The organism is Vibrio jasicida 090810c (assembly GCF_002887615.1).
GTDB classification, from domain to species: domain Bacteria; phylum Pseudomonadota; class Gammaproteobacteria; order Enterobacterales; family Vibrionaceae; genus Vibrio; species Vibrio jasicida.
Genome location: NZ_CP025792.1, coordinates 1,289,691 through 1,306,244, shown reverse-complemented (window position 1 = coordinate 1,306,244; position 16,554 = coordinate 1,289,691). Strand labels below are relative to the sequence as shown.

The 16,554-nt window shown below is 45.0% G+C and carries 18 protein-coding genes; 10 read left to right on the top strand and 8 right to left on the bottom strand.

Annotation, left to right across the window (positions count from 1 at the left end; translation table 11 throughout):
* Position 1 precedes the first annotated feature (1 nt).
* Genes C1S73_RS06065 through C1S73_RS06035 form a run of 7 tightly spaced genes read right to left on the bottom strand, consistent with a single transcriptional unit; the run spans position 2 to position 4,365 of the window.
* Positions 2-361, bottom strand: a complete 360-nt coding sequence (locus C1S73_RS06065) for an ApeI family dehydratase (RefSeq protein ID WP_038865621.1) — start codon at positions 359-361, stop codon at positions 2-4.
* Positions 362-374: 13 nt separating this feature from the next.
* Entirely contained in the window at positions 375-1,745 is a 1,371-nt protein-coding gene (locus tag C1S73_RS06060) for an AMP-binding protein (protein ID WP_038865619.1), read from the bottom strand.
* Between the two features lie 5 nt (positions 1,746-1,750).
* Positions 1,751-2,311 (bottom strand): COG4648 family protein, encoded by a 561-nt coding sequence (locus tag C1S73_RS06055; RefSeq protein ID WP_038865617.1) that lies wholly within the window; start codon positions 2,309-2,311, stop codon positions 1,751-1,753.
* Complete coding sequence (locus tag C1S73_RS06050) at positions 2,311-2,568, bottom strand: acyl carrier protein (RefSeq protein ID WP_038865615.1); 258 nt, start codon at positions 2,566-2,568, stop codon at positions 2,311-2,313. Before C1S73_RS06050 ends, C1S73_RS06055 begins: the two co-directional genes overlap by 1 nt.
* 15 nt (positions 2,569-2,583) lie before the next feature.
* Positions 2,584-2,856, bottom strand: coding sequence for a phosphopantetheine-binding protein (locus tag C1S73_RS06045; protein WP_038865613.1), 273 nt, complete (start codon positions 2,854-2,856; stop codon positions 2,584-2,586).
* A gap of 10 nt (positions 2,857-2,866) precedes the next feature.
* Positions 2,867-3,628, bottom strand: coding sequence for a lysophospholipid acyltransferase family protein (locus C1S73_RS06040; RefSeq protein ID WP_038865611.1), 762 nt, complete (start codon positions 3,626-3,628; stop codon positions 2,867-2,869).
* Positions 3,625-4,365: a beta-ketoacyl synthase chain length factor gene (locus C1S73_RS06035; RefSeq protein ID WP_038865609.1), complete on the bottom strand. Its 741-nt coding sequence runs from the start codon at positions 4,363-4,365 to the stop codon at positions 3,625-3,627. The genes C1S73_RS06040 and C1S73_RS06035 overlap by 4 nt, the downstream gene beginning before the upstream one ends.
* A gap of 74 nt (positions 4,366-4,439) precedes the next feature.
* Between C1S73_RS06035 and C1S73_RS06030 the strand changes: the two genes are divergently transcribed.
* From C1S73_RS06030 to C1S73_RS06005, 6 genes are all read left to right on the top strand, one after another.
* Positions 4,440-4,838 carry a hypothetical protein gene (locus C1S73_RS06030; RefSeq protein WP_038865607.1) on the top strand — a complete coding sequence of 133 codons (399 nt, stop codon included), beginning with the start codon at positions 4,440-4,442 and terminating at the stop codon, positions 4,836-4,838.
* Between the two features lie 27 nt (positions 4,839-4,865).
* Positions 4,866-5,933, top strand: a complete 1,068-nt coding sequence (locus C1S73_RS06025; protein ID WP_038865605.1) for a class I SAM-dependent methyltransferase — start codon at positions 4,866-4,868, stop codon at positions 5,931-5,933.
* 8 nt (positions 5,934-5,941) lie between these two features.
* Positions 5,942-7,186, top strand: coding sequence for an NAD(P)/FAD-dependent oxidoreductase (locus C1S73_RS06020; protein ID WP_038865603.1), 1,245 nt, complete (start codon positions 5,942-5,944; stop codon positions 7,184-7,186).
* 190 nt (positions 7,187-7,376) lie between these two features.
* Positions 7,377-9,068: a class I SAM-dependent methyltransferase gene (locus tag C1S73_RS06015; protein ID WP_038865601.1), complete on the top strand. Its 1,692-nt coding sequence runs from the start codon at positions 7,377-7,379 to the stop codon at positions 9,066-9,068.
* Positions 9,069-9,158: 90 nt separating this feature from the next.
* On the top strand, positions 9,159-9,575 hold the full coding sequence (locus C1S73_RS06010; protein WP_038865599.1) for a DUF5991 domain-containing protein: 417 nt from the start codon (positions 9,159-9,161) through the stop codon (positions 9,573-9,575).
* Between the two features lie 130 nt (positions 9,576-9,705).
* On the top strand, positions 9,706-10,428 hold the full coding sequence (locus tag C1S73_RS06005; protein ID WP_038865596.1) for a transglycosylase SLT domain-containing protein: 723 nt from the start codon (positions 9,706-9,708) through the stop codon (positions 10,426-10,428).
* A gap of 24 nt (positions 10,429-10,452) precedes the next feature.
* On the opposite strand, the gene C1S73_RS06000 is transcribed toward C1S73_RS06005, so the two are convergent.
* On the bottom strand, positions 10,453-11,244 hold the full coding sequence (locus C1S73_RS06000) for a 2,3-dihydro-2,3-dihydroxybenzoate dehydrogenase (protein WP_038865595.1): 792 nt from the start codon (positions 11,242-11,244) through the stop codon (positions 10,453-10,455).
* Between the two features lie 102 nt (positions 11,245-11,346).
* On the opposite strand from C1S73_RS06000, the gene C1S73_RS05995 reads away from it, so the two are divergent.
* The 4 genes from C1S73_RS05995 to C1S73_RS05980 all read left to right on the top strand — a co-directional run bounded on the left by C1S73_RS05995 (position 11,347) and on the right by C1S73_RS05980 (position 16,526).
* Complete coding sequence (locus C1S73_RS05995) at positions 11,347-12,444, top strand: hypothetical protein (RefSeq protein WP_038865593.1); 1,098 nt, start codon at positions 11,347-11,349, stop codon at positions 12,442-12,444.
* Between the two features lie 289 nt (positions 12,445-12,733).
* Positions 12,734-13,954, top strand: a complete 1,221-nt coding sequence (locus C1S73_RS05990; RefSeq protein ID WP_050566674.1) for an isochorismate synthase — start codon at positions 12,734-12,736, stop codon at positions 13,952-13,954.
* The gene (locus C1S73_RS05985; RefSeq protein ID WP_038865591.1) at positions 13,951-15,570 is read left to right on the top strand and encodes a (2,3-dihydroxybenzoyl)adenylate synthase; all 1,620 of its coding nucleotides are present in this window, start codon (positions 13,951-13,953) and stop codon (positions 15,568-15,570) included. Before C1S73_RS05990 ends, C1S73_RS05985 begins: the two co-directional genes overlap by 4 nt.
* A 65-nt stretch (positions 15,571-15,635) precedes the next feature.
* Positions 15,636-16,526 (top strand): isochorismatase, encoded by an 891-nt coding sequence (locus C1S73_RS05980; protein ID WP_038865588.1) that lies wholly within the window; start codon positions 15,636-15,638, stop codon positions 16,524-16,526.
* Positions 16,527-16,554 lie beyond the last annotated feature (28 nt).

The following is a 16,554-nucleotide window of genomic DNA, read 5'->3' as shown; positions in this document are numbered from 1 at the left end:
ACTAGCTACCCAATTTCATTTTGCCAGATGAGTGAACAATCGTCTGTTCAGCGGGTTGAGAAGTATATTTGAACGCCAGTTTTTCACGTTCTGAATCCCAAGACAGCGATAAGCTAACCTGCATATCTGGCAGGATAGGTTCTTGGAATTTGATCACTTCCATCCCTTTAAATACTGCAGGCGTATTGAGGTATTCGACGGCATAAAATAGCGCCCAATCGATTTGAGTTACGCCCGGCAGTAGGGGGAAATGCGTAAAGTGCCCTTGGAAATCCATGATGTCAGCGTCGACAAGCATCTCAATGGTCGCTGTCTTATCTAACACGTCTATGTTCTTGAGCGTTGGTTTTCTTTTGTCCATGTTCGATGCTTAATTATTCTTGGAATAGTTTTTCTATTTCAGCGACTTGTCGCTTACCTTGGCTGTTAAGTGGTACTTCATCCAGCACTCGGAATTTGCGTGGTATCGCAATCGGCTCTAACCAGTTACGTAGCGCTTTTCTCAGTGCAAGCCAAAACTTGCCTTTGCCCAGTTCACTTAATGTCTGCTGGCCTTGCTCGTTCAATACTATGACAGCAAAAAGCGACAATCGTCCTGCTTGCTCCATAGGAATAACAGCACTTTCCTTAATCCAAGGCAGCTGTTCTAAACGTTTTTCTACTTCAACCAAAGACACACGTTTTTCTTCGACCTTAACGATTCGGTCTGTGCGGCCGCGTAATTCGAAAGAAATACTATCATGGAAATAGCATTCATCTGCGGTTTGATACCAAGCGTTTTCATCGATGTGCGGTGAGCGAAGCTTTAAACAATTTTCATGGTTTAATGCCGCTTCAACTCCAGGGAACAGCGTCCAAGGTTGTGTCGCAGTAAGTTGTTGACGATAAGCAATACCGCCAGTTTCTGTACTACCAAATACTTCGACTGGGTAGTCACCAAAAATCTCAGCACTGTGTTGTGCGGCGTCATTCGGTAATGGGCCACCAGAGGAGAAAACGCAGCGCAATGCCGTCGGTTTATGCTCCTCGGTGAGACGCTTGAGCAGAGCAGGGCTGCTAATTAAAGCGGTATTGCTGGTGGCATGATTCACAATTTGCTCTGGAAACTCCAGATTGTGGGTAGCAAAAGCGCGACCAGCACAAAGTGGCCAAAGCACACGGAAAAGTAAGCCATAAATATGCTGATGAGAGACCGTACTTTCAATCTGACAGCCAGCGATTTTCTCTCCCCATAAGGATTGAAGAATCGCAATTTCGACATCCAGTTGTTTAAGTGTTTTCGCGATGGCTTTAGGTTTACCGCTAGAACCGGACGTAAACAAAGTGATGCTCAGAGCGCTGGCGTTAAGCGAGTGCCACTCTATCGAGCGGTCATCTGCTTCTTCCGTCACGCATCGTGTGGTCAAGCTGTCAGGTACCGAAACGTCAGCATCATGAAGGACGAGGTCGTAATGTTCATCAAGTTCTTTTAATGCTTCTGGTTGGTAGTTTCCTGGTAAAACGATGGCTTTATTGGCATGGCAACAAGCAAGAAAACTGATGGCAAACAGGTAGCTATTGGCAAAACAAAGAGCAATACGCAGCGATGGATTGGCGTCGAGTTGTCTTTTAAGAGCGGAAACACTGCGCTGAAATTCATCCCATGTTTTTTCTTGAGCGGACTCGAAGGCGACGACCGATGGTTCAGGACGTTGAGCGCGCATTAACATGGCAATAGAAGAGAAGTCAGAAGAACGGGTGTTCATACGATCTAGTGTTCCTTTCGTACAAATTGGCGCACTATCCATTCACCGGCAAATAAACTGCCTGCAAGTAGGTAGCTGATCAGGCCGTTGTATAACGTCCAAATCTCGATGGATTCAAAGCAGGTATACAGTGCAGTTGCCGCATTCATAATAAAAAATGCGCACCACACCAGAGTGACTTTACGTGTGTAGAGTACGCCGCTTTCAGGCAAGTCTGGTTCTTGAAGCCGCGCCAATCGCTCAATGATGGTTTGAGGCTGTCTTAAGCTGAGGGCGAACACCCCAAGCATGCAAAGGTTCACCACGACAGGATAGAACTTTAGCCACCCGTGTTGCTTAAATACAACCCCAAGGGTGACCAGAACGATACCAACAATGCCAGTGGTGAAAGCAAGAAACTTAAATTCTTTCAGTGGGGTCTTGTTTGCAACCAATAATCGCAAGAGCAACGCTGCAATTAACAAGCCCCCAACGAGGTTTAAGCCAAATCGATCAATGCCGAAGTAAACAGCAAAAGGGTAGGCAAACAGGACAATTGCAGACAGACCAGTCAGCAATTGGCGCATTAACTTTCCTTAAGAAGTTCAGCGACAGCCGTTACCACGTCATCCACCGTACGAACGGTGCTGAATTCAGCTGGCTTGATTTTCTTACCAGTGACATTTTGCAGGTGAACCACAAGGTCTACCGCGTCAATGCTGTCTAGGTCGAGATCGGTGTAAAGGTGTGCTTCTGGCTGGATATCCGCAGCGTCGATTTCAAACAGTTCTACCAGTGCATCTTTAACTTGTTCAAATACTTGATCTTTATTTACATCTGTCATGAATATACCTAAAAACTATTCATTATCTTGGGAAGAAGTTTGAGAAGAAATGTACTTCGCAAGGTTAGCTACTGAAGCAAAGTGCTCACGTGTATTTGAATCGTCAGCATCAATGACAATGTTGTATTGCTTTTTAATCGCTAAGCCAAGCTCAAGTGCATCAATAGAATCCAAGCCTAGACCATCACCAAACAGCGGCGCTTCGGTTTCAATATCGTCGACGGTTAAATCTTCTAGGTTCAATGCGTCAATAATAAGTTGCTTGATATTGTTGTGTAATTGTTCCACTGGGACCTGCTTATAATTCTGGAAAAATAGTATCAGCTAAATGCTGCTGTAAGCGACGAGCCGCTATTGTTGGGGACGTAGTTTGCTTTATAAAAGGCTCAATCTCAACTTTATCCTTCACTTCCACTTTGAAAAAGGGTTTTGTCGACGGAACTTGATACCACTTTTTCTCTTTTGTTAAGAAGCTAGGCGTCACCGTAATATGTACAACTCTTAAATCTCGCTGCGTTCTTACTGCTATTTGTGCAGCACCACGCTGTAATTTTGATTTTACCCCAGGAGTGGTTCTTGTGCCTTCCGGAAAAATGAGCAATACATTGCCATTATCAAAACGTTCTTCACACATTGTTAATAAATCATCAGGAGCTTCATTAGGAATATAACCCGCAGCTTTCACAATGTGTTTCATAAATGGGTTGGCCCAAATCGCTGACTTTACTAAACAATCGCAGCGCTTTAATTGAGATGCGATAAGAACGTAATCAATTAAACTTGGGTGGTTGGCAACAATAAGGCAATTTTGATCTTGTTGAATAATATCTGTGCCGATGATCTTATAATCGATTGCGCCAGTAAATTTCATCAATTTACAGAAGGTATTAAAAGCAAACTGTATCGCACCTTGGACTTTATATTCCTTGGCGGTTTGATCGGAGGTGGTTAAACCAATGAGTGGAATGACGATAAAACTGAGTACTAGACCGCCAAGCCCAAATACGGAAAAACAAAAGCCAGTAGCAAAGACACGCCAATATTGATTCAAAACCCTCATCGACGATGCCATTCCCACGTTTGCTGTGGCGAATGAATCAACCAGCTTGGATCTTCACAAAGATAGTGTTTTAAGAAAGCTAATCCTTGTGGAAGCGGGCAAAGTTGGGACGTGTCTCCGCTTCTTTTTGTTGCGACTTGCTCTATCTTAAAATCGTCACCAGCAGACAACACCATACCGACAGCATAACCTTGATATTGCTGGGTCTCAAACTCCGAGTAAGCATCAGGCAAGGGTTCATCAAAGTCGATAAACACTACTTTTTTGTCTGGGTTCTCTGCGAGAAACAACCACGCTTCAATCAATGCGCTTTGAAAAGTGTTCTCTGATGCCGCAATCGACGTCAATGGGATAGGTTGCTTAGTCGCAATGGTTGCCAAGCCCGCTGCGGTATTGTGCACCGACTGAGAAAACGCCATTGGGGAAGCTTCTTCACCTTGGATAATGTCTTCAATCAACGCTGCGCTGCGATGTAACTCACCATGGCGACTCGCAAACACCAAGTAATCCACATCATACTGTTTGAGTAAACCAATCGCGGTTTGTACCGCAAGTTTGCTTAATGCGCTCATACGTCGGCGCATCATTGGTGGGATATCTGCGACGTGTAATTTGCCTTCTTTAGGCCATATACAGTCCGATGCCCACTGCTCCCATTCTTCTGGTTGATTTAAACCCAATGAATTGGCGGATAATGCATCGATATTAAACGAAATTTTGATCTTCGAGTTTGGCATATTTGTTTTAATTGTTTATTTTACAGCTCGATAGAATCTGGGTTTCACCAGAGTCACAATAAAAGGAAACGACCATGTCTCGCTTAAAGCTGCTTATCTCTGTGTTATTAACAGTGCTTCTTGTCGGTTGTGGAAGAGTACAACCTGTAATGAATGTGGAGGATACTCCAGTTGCTTATGATCTTCAAAATAAACAAGTAAAAGCTGCGATTGTGCAATCGGCAACAAATCGTGGTTGGACGATAGAAGAAGTGAGCCCAGGTGTATTAATTGCCAAAATTCACGTTCGTAGCCATTTTGCTGAAGTAAAAATTCCATATAACAACAAATATTATTCAATTATTTATCTCAACTCAGTAAATCTAAAAGCGGGTGATGGCAAAATTCACCGTAATTACAATCGTTGGGTTAACAACCTGAATGTTGATATTCAGAGAGCCATCGCACTTTTAGGTGCTGAGTCTCAACAATAATTTTATTAATAGTAGTTAGGTTTTTTCGTGTTAAATCAAAATATTGATCCATTCAACGCTTTTGAAGCAAAAACAGAAGCTCAAAAATTATCTTTCGCCCCTATTGTTTTCCAGACCGCGAGAACACTTCGAGATCTTGGCATTTTAGCTGCGTTGGATAGTGCGGGCTCAAAAGGCATGAATGCCGTAGAGATCGCAGAGAAAACAGGCGTATCTGAATATGGCGTCAAAGTGCTGTTAGACATGGCCATTAGCGCGCATATCGTGCTGTGGGAAAAACCTAACTACTCATTGGCAAACCTTGGCTTCTATTTGCTTTATGATGGCATGACGCAAGCCAACATGGATTTCACAGCGGACGTTTGTTATGCCGCAATGATGCACCTAACCGATGCGATCAAAGAGGGCAAACCGTCAGGCTTAAAAGAACTGGGTGATTGGGAAACCATTTACCAAGGGCTATCGACTCTACCAGAGCAAGCGAAGCAGAGCTGGTTCAAGTTTGATCATTTCTACTCAGACCGTTCCTTCCCATTGCTACTAAAAGAAGTGTTTGCCAACAAACCAAGCCACATTGTCGATATCGGTGGTAACACGGGTAAGTGGGCGATGCAGTGTTGTAACCACAATTCAGACGTTCAAGTGACGATTGTCGATTTACCACAGCAGCTTGAAGTGGCGATGTCGAACGCAGCGGATAACCAGCTAAGTGATCGCATCAAACCATTCCCTGCTAACATGCTGGACAAAGCTCAAACCTTGCCTGAGCATGCCGACACTTGGTGGATGAGCCAGTTCCTCGATTGTTTCTCTCCAATCGAAATTCTCAATATTTTAAAGAAAGTCAAAGCACAACTACGACAAGGCGATACCGTATACATTCTAGAATTGTTCTGGGACGCGCAAAAATACGCGGGTGCCTCTTACAGTTTGAATGCCACGTCGCTGTACTTTACTTGCCTTGCAAATGGTAACAGCCGCTTCTACCGTAGTGATGACTTCCTAGAGATTGTCGAAGCTGCAGGCTTAACCGTGGCAGAAAGAACAGACAACATTGGCCTTGGTCACACATTATTAAAACTACAAGCAAACTAGAAAACAGAATGAAAACAGAGCAAAAGCAAGTCGTCGTTATTGGTGCGGGCCCGTCAGGTTCTACCGTATCAGCATTGCTCAACGCACGAGATATCGATGTTGTTGTGATTGAAAAAGCCACCTTTCCACGTTTCTCTATTGGTGAAAGCCTACTTCCAGCGTGCATGGAAGTTGTAGAGCAAGCAGGCATGTTAGAGGCAGTCAACCAAACTGGTTTCCAATACAAAGACGGGGCTGCATTTCGTCGCAACGGCGTTTACACCCAATTTGATTTTACCGATAAGTTCACCTTAGGTCCGGGTACAACCTACCAAGTCCAGCGTGGGCACTTCGATAAAGTACTGGCAGACAGTGCCGCGCAGCAAGGGGTTGAAATTCGTTACCAGCACGAACTGAAAAGCATCGAATTTGAAGGCTCAAAGTCGGTTCTTTCTGTTATCGATGAAAACGAATTAGCGTATCAAATTGAAGCCGATTACGTATTAGACGCCAGCGGCTTTGGGCGTGTGCTTCCAAGATTGTTAGAGCTGGAAGAGCCGTCTTGCTTGCCACCAAGAAAGGCGATCTTTACCCACATTGAAGACAATATCACTGCCGAGAACATCGAATACGATCGCAACAAGATCCTGATCTCTGTGCATCCAGATAACCACGATGTTTGGTATTGGTTGATCCCATTCTCCAACGGCACCTGTTCATTTGGTGTGGTCGGTGAGCCAGCGTTTTTTGAAAACTACCCAGAAGACAAAATCGCAGCCATTAAACAGCTAGCAAGTGAAGAGCCTGGTTTGGCTGAGTTGCTTAATCAAGCCAACTACCCGAACCCAGCCGGTGAGCTCGGTGGATACTCGGCCAATGTAAAACACCTTGCAACATCGCACTATGCGTTGCTTGGCAATGCCGGTGAATTCCTTGATCCTGTCTTTTCATCTGGCGTGACCATCGCGATGAAGTCAGCTCAATTTGCCGCAGACTGTATTGAGCGCCAGCTCAACAGTGAAGCCGTGGATTGGCAAGCAGACTACGCCGATCGCCTGATGGTTGGAGTGAACACCTTCCGCACCTATGTAGAAGGTTGGTACAACGGTAAGCTACAAGATGTCATCTTCTACCAAGAACCGAATCCACGTATCAAACAAATGATCAGCGCGATCCTCGCCGGTTACGCATGGGATGAAGCAAACCCATACGTCAAACAAAGCGAGCAACGCTTATCTACATTAGCGGAACTGGTAAGAAGCGAAGAGCGTTAAGGCTCAGAGCCGAAACTGAGTGATAGTAATTTAATACCAAAGCCCCGATAACTTTATGAGTTTTCGGGGCTTTGTTGTTTTAGGCAACAGTACCTCCAACGCAACGTTTCCTACAACTTTTGCACTACCTTCTAGTCTTTGCAATCAATAGCACTTACTATGTGTTCAGTTCAATTGCAGTCTTACCTTTATGTCCTCTACCTTCAATTTCTATAACCAAAATGCGAGCTTATTAGCGGAGCAATACAACTCGACGACGTTTGAGAACGTTCATGCGAGCTGGCAGGCTTTTTGGCCTCATGCAGGCGATCGGATCTTGGATGTGGGAGCGGGGTCTGGGCGAGATGCAAAATGGATGATGGAACAAGGCTGTGAGGTGATTGCTCTTGAACCAGCGGCATCTCTACTAGAGCTTGGTAAAGTTAAGACGGGTAATTTGGTTACTTGGCTTGATGATGCCTTGCCTGCTCTTGAGAAAACCACCAACTTGGGACTTCGCTTTGATCTGATATTGGTGAGTGCGGTTTGGATGCATCTTGCGACTTCTCATCGTGAGCGTGCTTTCCGTAAACTCTCTAATCTGCTTGCGCCTAATGGCCGCTTGGTCATAAGCCTTCGCCATGGAGAGTTTACTGATGGGCGCAAAGCTTATCCTGTCTCCGTTCAAGAGTTAGAACAACTGGCAAAGAACAGTGCGCTTATGGTAAGGCATGTCTCGGACAGTGACGACCAACTAAAGCGTGATGATGTTCATTGGCAGACGGTTGTCATGTCACTTCCCGATGATGGTTCCGGTGATCTCAACAAGGTTCGTCATATCATCGTGAACGACTCTAAGTCGGCCACTTACAAATTGGCTTTGCTGCGAACCTTATTGCGAATTGCAGATGCTCATTCCGGAGCCGTTATTGATCGTACTGATGGTAAAGTTGCGATCCCTCTTGGTTTAGTTGGTCTGTATTGGATTCGTCAGTTTAAACGCCTCATTGATAAAGAAAACATCCAGCAGAACTCTAATGCATCAAAAGGACTCGGTTTCATTAAGCCTGATGGTTGGGACAAGCTTTCTCATTTAAGTCCGGATGATTTAGCAATTGGTACCATATTTGTTGGTGACGATGCCGTCGCTTTAGATAAAGCTGTCAAAGACAGTTTGAAAACCATTAAAGATGGACCAGTTACCTATACATACCAAGGTGACAAATCGAATCCATATTTTGAAATGGTACGTTCTTCCAAAAAGCATAAAGGTACTATCGTTGTTGATGGGGAGTTCCTTGAAAGCTATGGCAAATTTATTTTGGATGAGAGCTTGTGGGACTGCTTTAGGCTTTATCATTCATGGATTGAGCCGCTGGTGGTCAATCAGTGGATTCTTGAAATGCAGCGGTTTAGCTCAAACCAAGACCGAGGCATTGCCCTTCAAACCTATCATGATTGCTTGGTTTGGATTGATAAAGACCACGACACTCGCGCAGTACGCAAAAGGGTAGAGCAGTTGCGTTCGAGTCAATCTGAGATCATCAGTGTATGGAGTGGGAGTAAGTTGCGTAATGAGTACCATGTTGATCACTGCTTGCCCTTCGCTTATTGGCCGAACAACGATAAATGGAATCTGCTGCCAACATCTAAAACTGAAAACCTCAACAAGCGCGATCGACTGCCCGCGGTGTATCGATTGAATGCGTCTAAACAACGCTTCTTGGATTGGTGGGAACTGGCGTGGGGAGAATCAGAAACCCTGAGTCGGTCATTCTTTACAGAAGCGTCGCTGTCTTTACCGAATGTACCTGCTTCCTGCCAAGATTTTGAGCATGTATTTGAGGCGATGGGATTACAGATTCGTGGTGTGAAAAGCCGTCTTTGTATTGCAGAGTGGTAACTGGGTATCACTCGAAGTTTTGTTATTGTTAAGTGCAGCGATATTTGGGTTGAAATACTCTCTCATTTTTAGCCAGAGAAGTGAGAGAGTATGATAATTAGCACAATCGGATTCGTAGCGGCGGTGGCCTTTGTCACTCCTAATTGGAATGGGATTTTTCATTGTGATGTCGATTTTGGGCAAAGTAACGCAGGGCCGTTTGTGTGGATTGAATATGAACTTCAGGTACAAGATGAAGAGTGCACATTTCGTAGTTTAGGCGTTCAAACTGATGAAAGGATAAAGTGTAAATTGAATAGGCGAGGACCCGCATTAGATGTGTTGTTTGAGTCTTATTCAAATGGCAACTTAACTAACATCCATGGTGTTCAAGTTTACGAACGTGATGCAGTATTAGTGCAGCTCCGACAAGATCAAGGTCGTATTGTCACTCAGTGGTTTACCATCCAACCTAGCGAGAATACACCACAAATTTCTCATTGTTTTCAACGTACAGAAAAACGCTGAGTATACTTTTCAAACAGTCTTATTTATAAATTTTCCATTTCTTATAAAGCTCACAGATCTGCCTCACATTTTTGTGCATCATAACTGATACTGATATTAAAAGAGTGAGAAATGGATTACAGTTTGGGACATGTTTTCCAAATGTGGTTGTATCGTGAAAACGGTTTCTAAGCGATTGTATCAGCTATTAAAAATTGAAAATCTTAAGCACAAAAAAGATAAGGTTTTTTCCTTTCAAAACAGGTTGATAGATAATAATTCTAAAAGCCTGAACATTTTTTCACCTTCATCTTTATTCCTTAAAAAAAGTGATGTTTCTTCAGCGTCTTTATCGGTTCCAACTACCGATGCCCTTGCTTGGGGAAATCGCGTCTCGGTAGAGTTCAAAATCAAGGTTAACGACATTTCTAAAGAGCTCAATATAGATCCTAATCATTTGATGGCTTGCATGGCATTTGAAACAGCAGAGACATTTAGCCCAAGTATTAAAAATGGATCGGGAAGCGGTGCGACAGGGTTAATTCAATTTATGCCTTTAACCGCAGAAGCTCTAGGAACAAGCACAAAGAAGTTGGCCAAAATGAGTGCTCTGGATCAGCTGGATTATGTCAAAGCGTACTTTATGCCATATCGAAATGACATGGCGTGTCTTGAGGATGTGTATATGGCGATCTTTTATCCTGCTGCAATCGGCCAACCGCCAACACATGTGCTTTTCAAGAAAGGCTCGATCGCTTATCGCCAAAACGCGGGGATTGACCGCAAGAACTCAGGCAAAATCACATTAGCTGATGTGTCCTATAAAGTGAGGCGCAAGTTAGAGAAGGGCATGCACCCCAAATTTTACGGTTAAACTTTCCGATATTTTGGCGGGGGATCAGAAGGTTGCTCCGCCATCCACTCTCAAATCATGCATAGTGATATGGCCAGATTTATCACTGAGCAAAAATTCAATCGCATTGGTGATGTCTTTGGTTTCGGCAATCTTGTTTAACGGAATGCCAATTCGATGCGACGCTAAGTTGCCTTGAACCGTTTCTCGCTCGCCATAAGATTCATTCCACATTTGCTCTTGCATTGGTGTTCTGGTTGAACCGGGGCTAACAATATTGCAGCGAATGCCATGCTCTGCCAGTTCTAATCCCAAACATTGCATCCACATGTGCAGGCCAGCTTTAGATGTGCAGTAGGCGGACATCTTCATGCGTGGTGTGTCTGCGGCATTTGATCCTACTGCGACAATCGCGCCTTTTCTGCCGTTTTCGACCAACATTTTTGCAAGCTGTTGGGTAAGTTGCATGGTGCCTTTTAAGTTGATATCTAGGGTTTTATTGAGCGCTTCGTACGGCAGTTCGAGAATAGAGGCGAGGTGTAATGTACCAGCACAAGTGATGATGAGCTCAGGGATGAGGTTATCCTGCTGAAGGTTCTGGCAGGCATTGAGGATCGCATGTGGATCGGATAGATCAAACGGAAGTAATGTGGTGCATTGTTGTTGGTTGGTCGACAAGTTTTGTTGTAGTTCATCCAATGTTGCTTGAGTCACATCACAAGCAATAACATGCGCCCCTTGGTCTAATAAGCTTTTGGTACATGCTAGGCCAATCCCTTGCCCGGCACCAGTGACCAAGCACAGTTTGCCGTAGAATTCTGAGCGGTTTTCACGCATCACCTTCTCCCTTTCGCGATACAAATATGAAATCTAAGTTGGATAGATGATAATGATTTTTGTTATCGTTGTCATGATGTTAACAAGGAGGTATAGAATTCAATGAAGACATTAGGCTGGAAAATCAAGCCCTTGGTACTGGTTTTAGGGTTGGTTGGGATCTCAGGGTGTGAGTATTTACCGCACTTTGCAAAGGTCGATTTGCCGGAGCAAAAAATTGAACAAGTGGTTGAGCAAGCTAAGCCCGCTGATGCTGCAATTCTGAAGGCATTCGAGCAACACAGTTTTGTTGGGATTGGCGATTACCATTGGAATGACGCTTTTTTACGTTACGCAACGGAACTGGTTTCGACCGATGCTTTCTCTGACCAAGTCACCCATGTTGTGGTCGAATTTGGTAATGCGAAATATCAACCTGTATTGGATAAATATCTGGCAGGCGGTGAGGTCAGCGAATCACAGCTGAATGAGGTGCTACGTGGTTCGATTTACTTTATGGCTTGGATGCCAGATGCGTATATCAACTTCTTCAAGGCGATCAGGGCGCGTAATTTGTTGTTACCTGAAGGCAAAAAAATTCAGGTGCATCTCGCGGAAGCGCCCTTTGAATGGGATGGTGTCGCGGATGCAAAAGTTTGGAAACAAGCGGCGCAGAGTAAAACGGATTACTTTTACCAAGTTGCTCAAGAGCGAATTGAGCACAATGAAAAAACACTGTTGATTTTCGGGGCTTTCCATCTGGTGAATGCACCGAAGGACTATGTCGCGAAAACGCAAGCCAGCGCTTGGCCGCTTGCGACTCGATTAGAGCAAGCGTTTCCTGATAGTACGTATTTAATTTGGCCGATGACAGAGCCCGAAGTTGTGCAAACCTTCCACAATGTAAAATCGCCAGCGCTACTCGAAGTGACGAATAGTCCTATTGAGCCACTTCGATTCATCGATTTATTACCTAAAGCGCGCTATAAACTGGCGGCAATGGATAAGATGGATGCCCCAGTCGGGGAACTGTTTGATGCGTTTCTGTACCTTGGTGAGAATGCGCGTTCCACCGTATTTCCACGTGAAGTGATGGCAGATCGTGAATGGGTGAATGAGATGCAAAGGCGTGTCGATTTGATTGGAGGCAAGATGCAAGATCGCTTCAACGAGATACGATCGCTGAGTGATGAGAAGTATGGTTTTTCTGATAACGGGTAATATGGCTAATAAGCATTTCTAAGTAAGAACTATCACAACAATCAATGGCTGACAGCATAAGGTGTCAGCCATTTTTTATGGGTCATTTTGAGGCTATTTTACTGATAAGACTAAAGAATTATTTGCGTTTCCCCATATTAATACTATGGGATTAATTTATAAAATTGTAAATAATACGAATGATAATTATTATCAAAAGTGTTTGAATAAATGATTTTGTGTGTGTAGTCTCACCTCTTAAATGAGAAGGAATCTCATTTGGAACGCCATGTTTAATACAGTTTGAGAGATGATTATGCTTCGTAACTCAACGGGAAGCAGCACTATGCTCACAGAGTTTCTTAATGCCCATACGGATGATGCTTCGTTCTTCTTTAGCTCTCCGACAGTGACGTTATTGACTCAAGGGATTGCTGCCGAATTTTCCCAACAAGTCAGGTTCTCAGAATTAGATACTCACATCAGCCAATTATTGGAATCGGCGAAGGAAGAGGGCAATGAAAACCCTATCGCTGTAGGTGTGATCCCATTTTCTGAACACAACCCAGTACATTTTATTGTCCCTGAACGTCTGATTACGACATCACCAATTCGACCGGATAAAGTGTCGGATGTGGATGGGTTAGCGGATTGTCATCCATCTTCTATTCAACCCATTCCCGATCCTAGTGATTACATGCGTAGCGTTGAACAAGCCGTAAGGAGTTGCTGTCGAGAGGATGTGGAACTCGACAAAGTCGTCTTATCTCGCACCATGCAAGTCGAGACGGAAGAGGATATTGACCGCGCTCGTTTCCTAAAAACGTTACTCAAACAGAATCCCGGTGGCTACACCTTTTCGACTCGCATTGGAGGAAGCCATTCCGATGCATATTTAATGGGCTCTAGCCCTGAGCTTCTTGTTTCGCGCAAAGGCCCTCATGTTTGCTCCAACCCGCTAGCAGGTTCCCGTCGTCGCAGTGACAACGAATCAATGAACCAACAACAAGGTGAGTTGATGATGGAAAGCAGCAAGGATCTTCACGAGCATGCGGTGGTTGTGGATGCCGTCGAGAAAGCGCTCCAACCTTGGTGCCACAATTTGTATGTGCCGATGGTGCCATCGGTGATTGAAACCAAAGCGATGTTACACCTTTCGACTCGTATCGAGGGCATGGTTTCAGATGCCAATACCAGCGTATTAAAACTCGCGAGTGCATTGCACCCGACACCTGCGGTATGCGGTTACCCTACAGCGCAGGCTTATGATTTTATCAGCAATGTAGAGCCTTTTGACCGTGGTTACTTTACCGGACTGGTTGGCTGGGTGGATGCCCGCGGCAATGGAGAATGGGTTGTCGTGATCCGTTGTGCTGAGGTCGAGAAAAAACGTCTTCGCGTTTACGCGGGTGCTGGCATTGTTGCTGGCTCAGAGCCACAAAGTGAACTTGAAGAAACCGGCAACAAGATGCGAACCGTGCTTAACGCATTGGGTATTGAAATCCGTGAGAACATGGAGGTGGTTCAATGAACCGCCCGTGCATGAAGGCATCAGGATTTACCCCATGGCCGCAAGAGATGGCGCAAAAGTATCGCGATGCAGGGTTTTGGACGCAGCAAACCATCCCAGAGATGCTTGAGGCGAGCGCACAGCGTTATTCAGAATGCGTAGCTTTGGTTGCGGGCGATCAGCAATGGACTTACCAAACGTTAGTCGAACAAGTTGACAAACTTGCTGCCGGGTTCCAGCACAAGCTCAATCTAAAATCCGGTGACAAAGCGGTTTTGCATCTGCCCAACGTTGGCGAGTTTTATTTGAGTTTCTTTGCCTTGCTTAAAATTGGGGTTCAACCCGTTTTAGCGTTACCTGCGCATCGCTATTCGGAGATTCGATACTTTTGTCATTTTACTGAAGCGAAAGTATTGATTACCGCACCTCAATTGGGCGTCAAAACCGCTGAGATAGCTCAACAAGTGGCCGCAGATTTACCGAGTTTAAAAACGGTAGTGTGGGTTGGTGAAGAGGGCTTAATGCCTACCGGTGCTCAAGCGCTAAACACACTGTTTTTGGAAGAGGTTGATGCTCAACCTGATGTCGCCGAAGACTTTGCTTTTTTCCAACTTTCTGGTGGGACAACGGGTACGCCAAAGCTCATCCCAAGAACCCACATTGATTACCTTTATAGCGTTAGTGCGAGCAATGACGTTTGTCAGTTCTCTGCTTGCACTCGTTACTTATGCGTTTTACCTGCTGCGCACAATTTCCCATTAAGTTCGCCTGGTGCGTTGGGCTGCTTTATGGCTGGTGGCATGGTCGTACTAGCGCCAGATGCCAGTCCTCAAACGGCCTTTTCTTTGATTGAAAAACACCAAATCACTGTCGCGGCTTTGGTCCCTCCATTGGCGTTGTTATGGCTAGATGAAGCAGCAAGAACCCAGCAAAACATTGCGTCACTTCAGGTACTACAAGTCGGTGGCGCTCGTTTTAGTGAAGAGGCGGCAAAACGAGTGAAGCCAGAGCTTGGTTGTACTTTGCAACAAGTGTTTGGCATGGCTGAAGGGCTGGTAAATTACACCCGTTTGGATGATCCCGAGTCAGAAATTGTCACTACGCAAGGCCGTCCTATGTCTCCTGCAGATGAGCTTTTGGTACTAGACGAAGCAGGTAATCCGGTTCCGAAAGGGACTGCGGGGATTTTGTTCGTGCGTGGTCCTTATACCATTCAGGGTTATTACCATGCACCGGAACACAATCAGCGTTCTTTCACCGATCTTGGTTATTACCGCACTGGGGATATCGTCGTTATGACTGAAGCCGGCAATTTGCAAGTTGTGGGGCGGGATAAGGACCAAATCAATCGTGGTGGTGAAAAAATTGCGGCCGAAGAGGTGGAGAATCACCTTCTTGCTCATGACTCTATTCACGATGCGGCGGTGATTGCGATCCCGGATGAATACCTTGGTGAGCGCAGTTGCGCGGCATTGGTGTGTAGAGCGCAAAATCCCAAGCCTATTGAAATCAAGCGATTCTTGCGAGGTCGAGGATTGGCGGATTTCAAAATTCCAGATCGCGTGATCTTTGTTGATGTTCTACCCAAAACGCCAGTAGGAAAGATCAATAAAAACAAACTTCTAGAACTGATTTAATCGAACCACCACACCACGATATCAAAGGTGTCGTGTGTATAAATAAAATTTTGGAGATTAGCCCCATGGCCATTCCATCTATCTCTGGTTATTCACTATCTAAGCCGATGCCAGAAAACCGCGTAAATTGGTCTGTAGAGCCAAAGCGCGCTGTATTATTGATTCACGATATGCAGCAGTATTTTCTCAATTTCTATGATGTCGATAGTGAGATGATCCAAACGCTCACTCATCATATTAAGCAAATTAAACAAGCGTGTATCGATGCGGGTATCCCTGTGGTTTACACCGCTCAACCGGGTGACCAACGCCAAGAAGACCGTGCCTTACTAACGGACTTTTGGGGACCAGGTCTGAAAGCGGATGATGATATTACGCGTATTTTCCCTGCGCTTGCGCCTTCTGAACAAGACATTGTTTACACCAAGTGGCGTTATAGTGCGTTTCAGCGTACTCCGCTTAAATCCATGATGGATGAAACGGGTCGTGACCAGCTGATCATCGTAGGTATTTATGCCCACATTGGCTGTTTACAAACCGCTGCCGAAGCGTTCATGACCGATATTAAAGCTTTTATGGTTTCTGATGCTGTCGCAGATTTCTCAGCGAACGATCATGAAATGGCACTCAATTATGTCGCAGGTCGCTGTGGCTATGTGTTGGATAAGCAGCAATTGCTATCTCAAATCAGCAGTGCAGATGAATTTGTCGGTGATGACTTTTCCATTCCTCAATCTCAGCAACATTTAACTCAGCAGTTAGCGGCATTGCTAGAAGTGCCAGTCGATGAAATGACGCCGGAAGATAGCCTGCTGGATTTCGGTTTAGATTCGGTTCGTATGATGTCACTGGTCGGTGACTGGCAGCAAGCTGGTCTAGACGTGAGTTTTATGGAACTTGCCGCCAAGCCCAGTGTGCAAGATTGGTGGCAACTGATTGAGAAGAAGCTGACTTAACAGCCTACGAGGAAGAGTAACAAAGGAA

What these genes read in the sequence shown, in the direction of transcription:
- C1S73_RS06065 (WP_038865621.1), bottom strand. Translation starts at nt 361, where the DNA reads ATGGACAAAAGAAAACCAACGCTCAAGAACATAGACGTGTTAGATAAG.
- C1S73_RS06060 (WP_038865619.1), bottom strand. Translation starts at nt 1,745, where the DNA reads ATGAACACCCGTTCTTCTGACTTCTCTTCTATTGCCATGTTAATGCGC.
- C1S73_RS06055 (WP_038865617.1), bottom strand. Translation starts at nt 2,311, where the DNA reads ATGCGCCAATTGCTGACTGGTCTGTCTGCAATTGTCCTGTTTGCCTAC.
- C1S73_RS06050 (WP_038865615.1), bottom strand. Translation starts at nt 2,568, where the DNA reads ATGACAGATGTAAATAAAGATCAAGTATTTGAACAAGTTAAAGATGCA.
- C1S73_RS06040 (WP_038865611.1), bottom strand. Translation starts at nt 3,628, where the DNA reads ATGAGGGTTTTGAATCAATATTGGCGTGTCTTTGCTACTGGCTTTTGT.
- C1S73_RS06035 (WP_038865609.1), bottom strand. Translation starts at nt 4,365, where the DNA reads ATGCCAAACTCGAAGATCAAAATTTCGTTTAATATCGATGCATTATCC.
- C1S73_RS06030 (WP_038865607.1), top strand. Translation starts at nt 4,440, where the DNA reads ATGTCTCGCTTAAAGCTGCTTATCTCTGTGTTATTAACAGTGCTTCTT.
- C1S73_RS06020 (WP_038865603.1), top strand. Translation starts at nt 5,942, where the DNA reads ATGAAAACAGAGCAAAAGCAAGTCGTCGTTATTGGTGCGGGCCCGTCA.
- C1S73_RS06015 (WP_038865601.1), top strand. Translation starts at nt 7,377, where the DNA reads ATGTCCTCTACCTTCAATTTCTATAACCAAAATGCGAGCTTATTAGCG.
- C1S73_RS06010 (WP_038865599.1), top strand. Translation starts at nt 9,159, where the DNA reads ATGATAATTAGCACAATCGGATTCGTAGCGGCGGTGGCCTTTGTCACT.
- C1S73_RS06005 (WP_038865596.1), top strand. Translation starts at nt 9,706, where the DNA reads ATGTTTTCCAAATGTGGTTGTATCGTGAAAACGGTTTCTAAGCGATTG.
- C1S73_RS06000 (WP_038865595.1), bottom strand. Translation starts at nt 11,244, where the DNA reads ATGCGTGAAAACCGCTCAGAATTCTACGGCAAACTGTGCTTGGTCACT.
- C1S73_RS05995 (WP_038865593.1), top strand. Translation starts at nt 11,347, where the DNA reads ATGAAGACATTAGGCTGGAAAATCAAGCCCTTGGTACTGGTTTTAGGG.
- C1S73_RS05990 (WP_050566674.1), top strand. Translation starts at nt 12,734, where the DNA reads ATGATTATGCTTCGTAACTCAACGGGAAGCAGCACTATGCTCACAGAG.
- C1S73_RS05985 (WP_038865591.1), top strand. Translation starts at nt 13,951, where the DNA reads ATGAACCGCCCGTGCATGAAGGCATCAGGATTTACCCCATGGCCGCAA.
- C1S73_RS05980 (WP_038865588.1), top strand. Translation starts at nt 15,636, where the DNA reads ATGGCCATTCCATCTATCTCTGGTTATTCACTATCTAAGCCGATGCCA.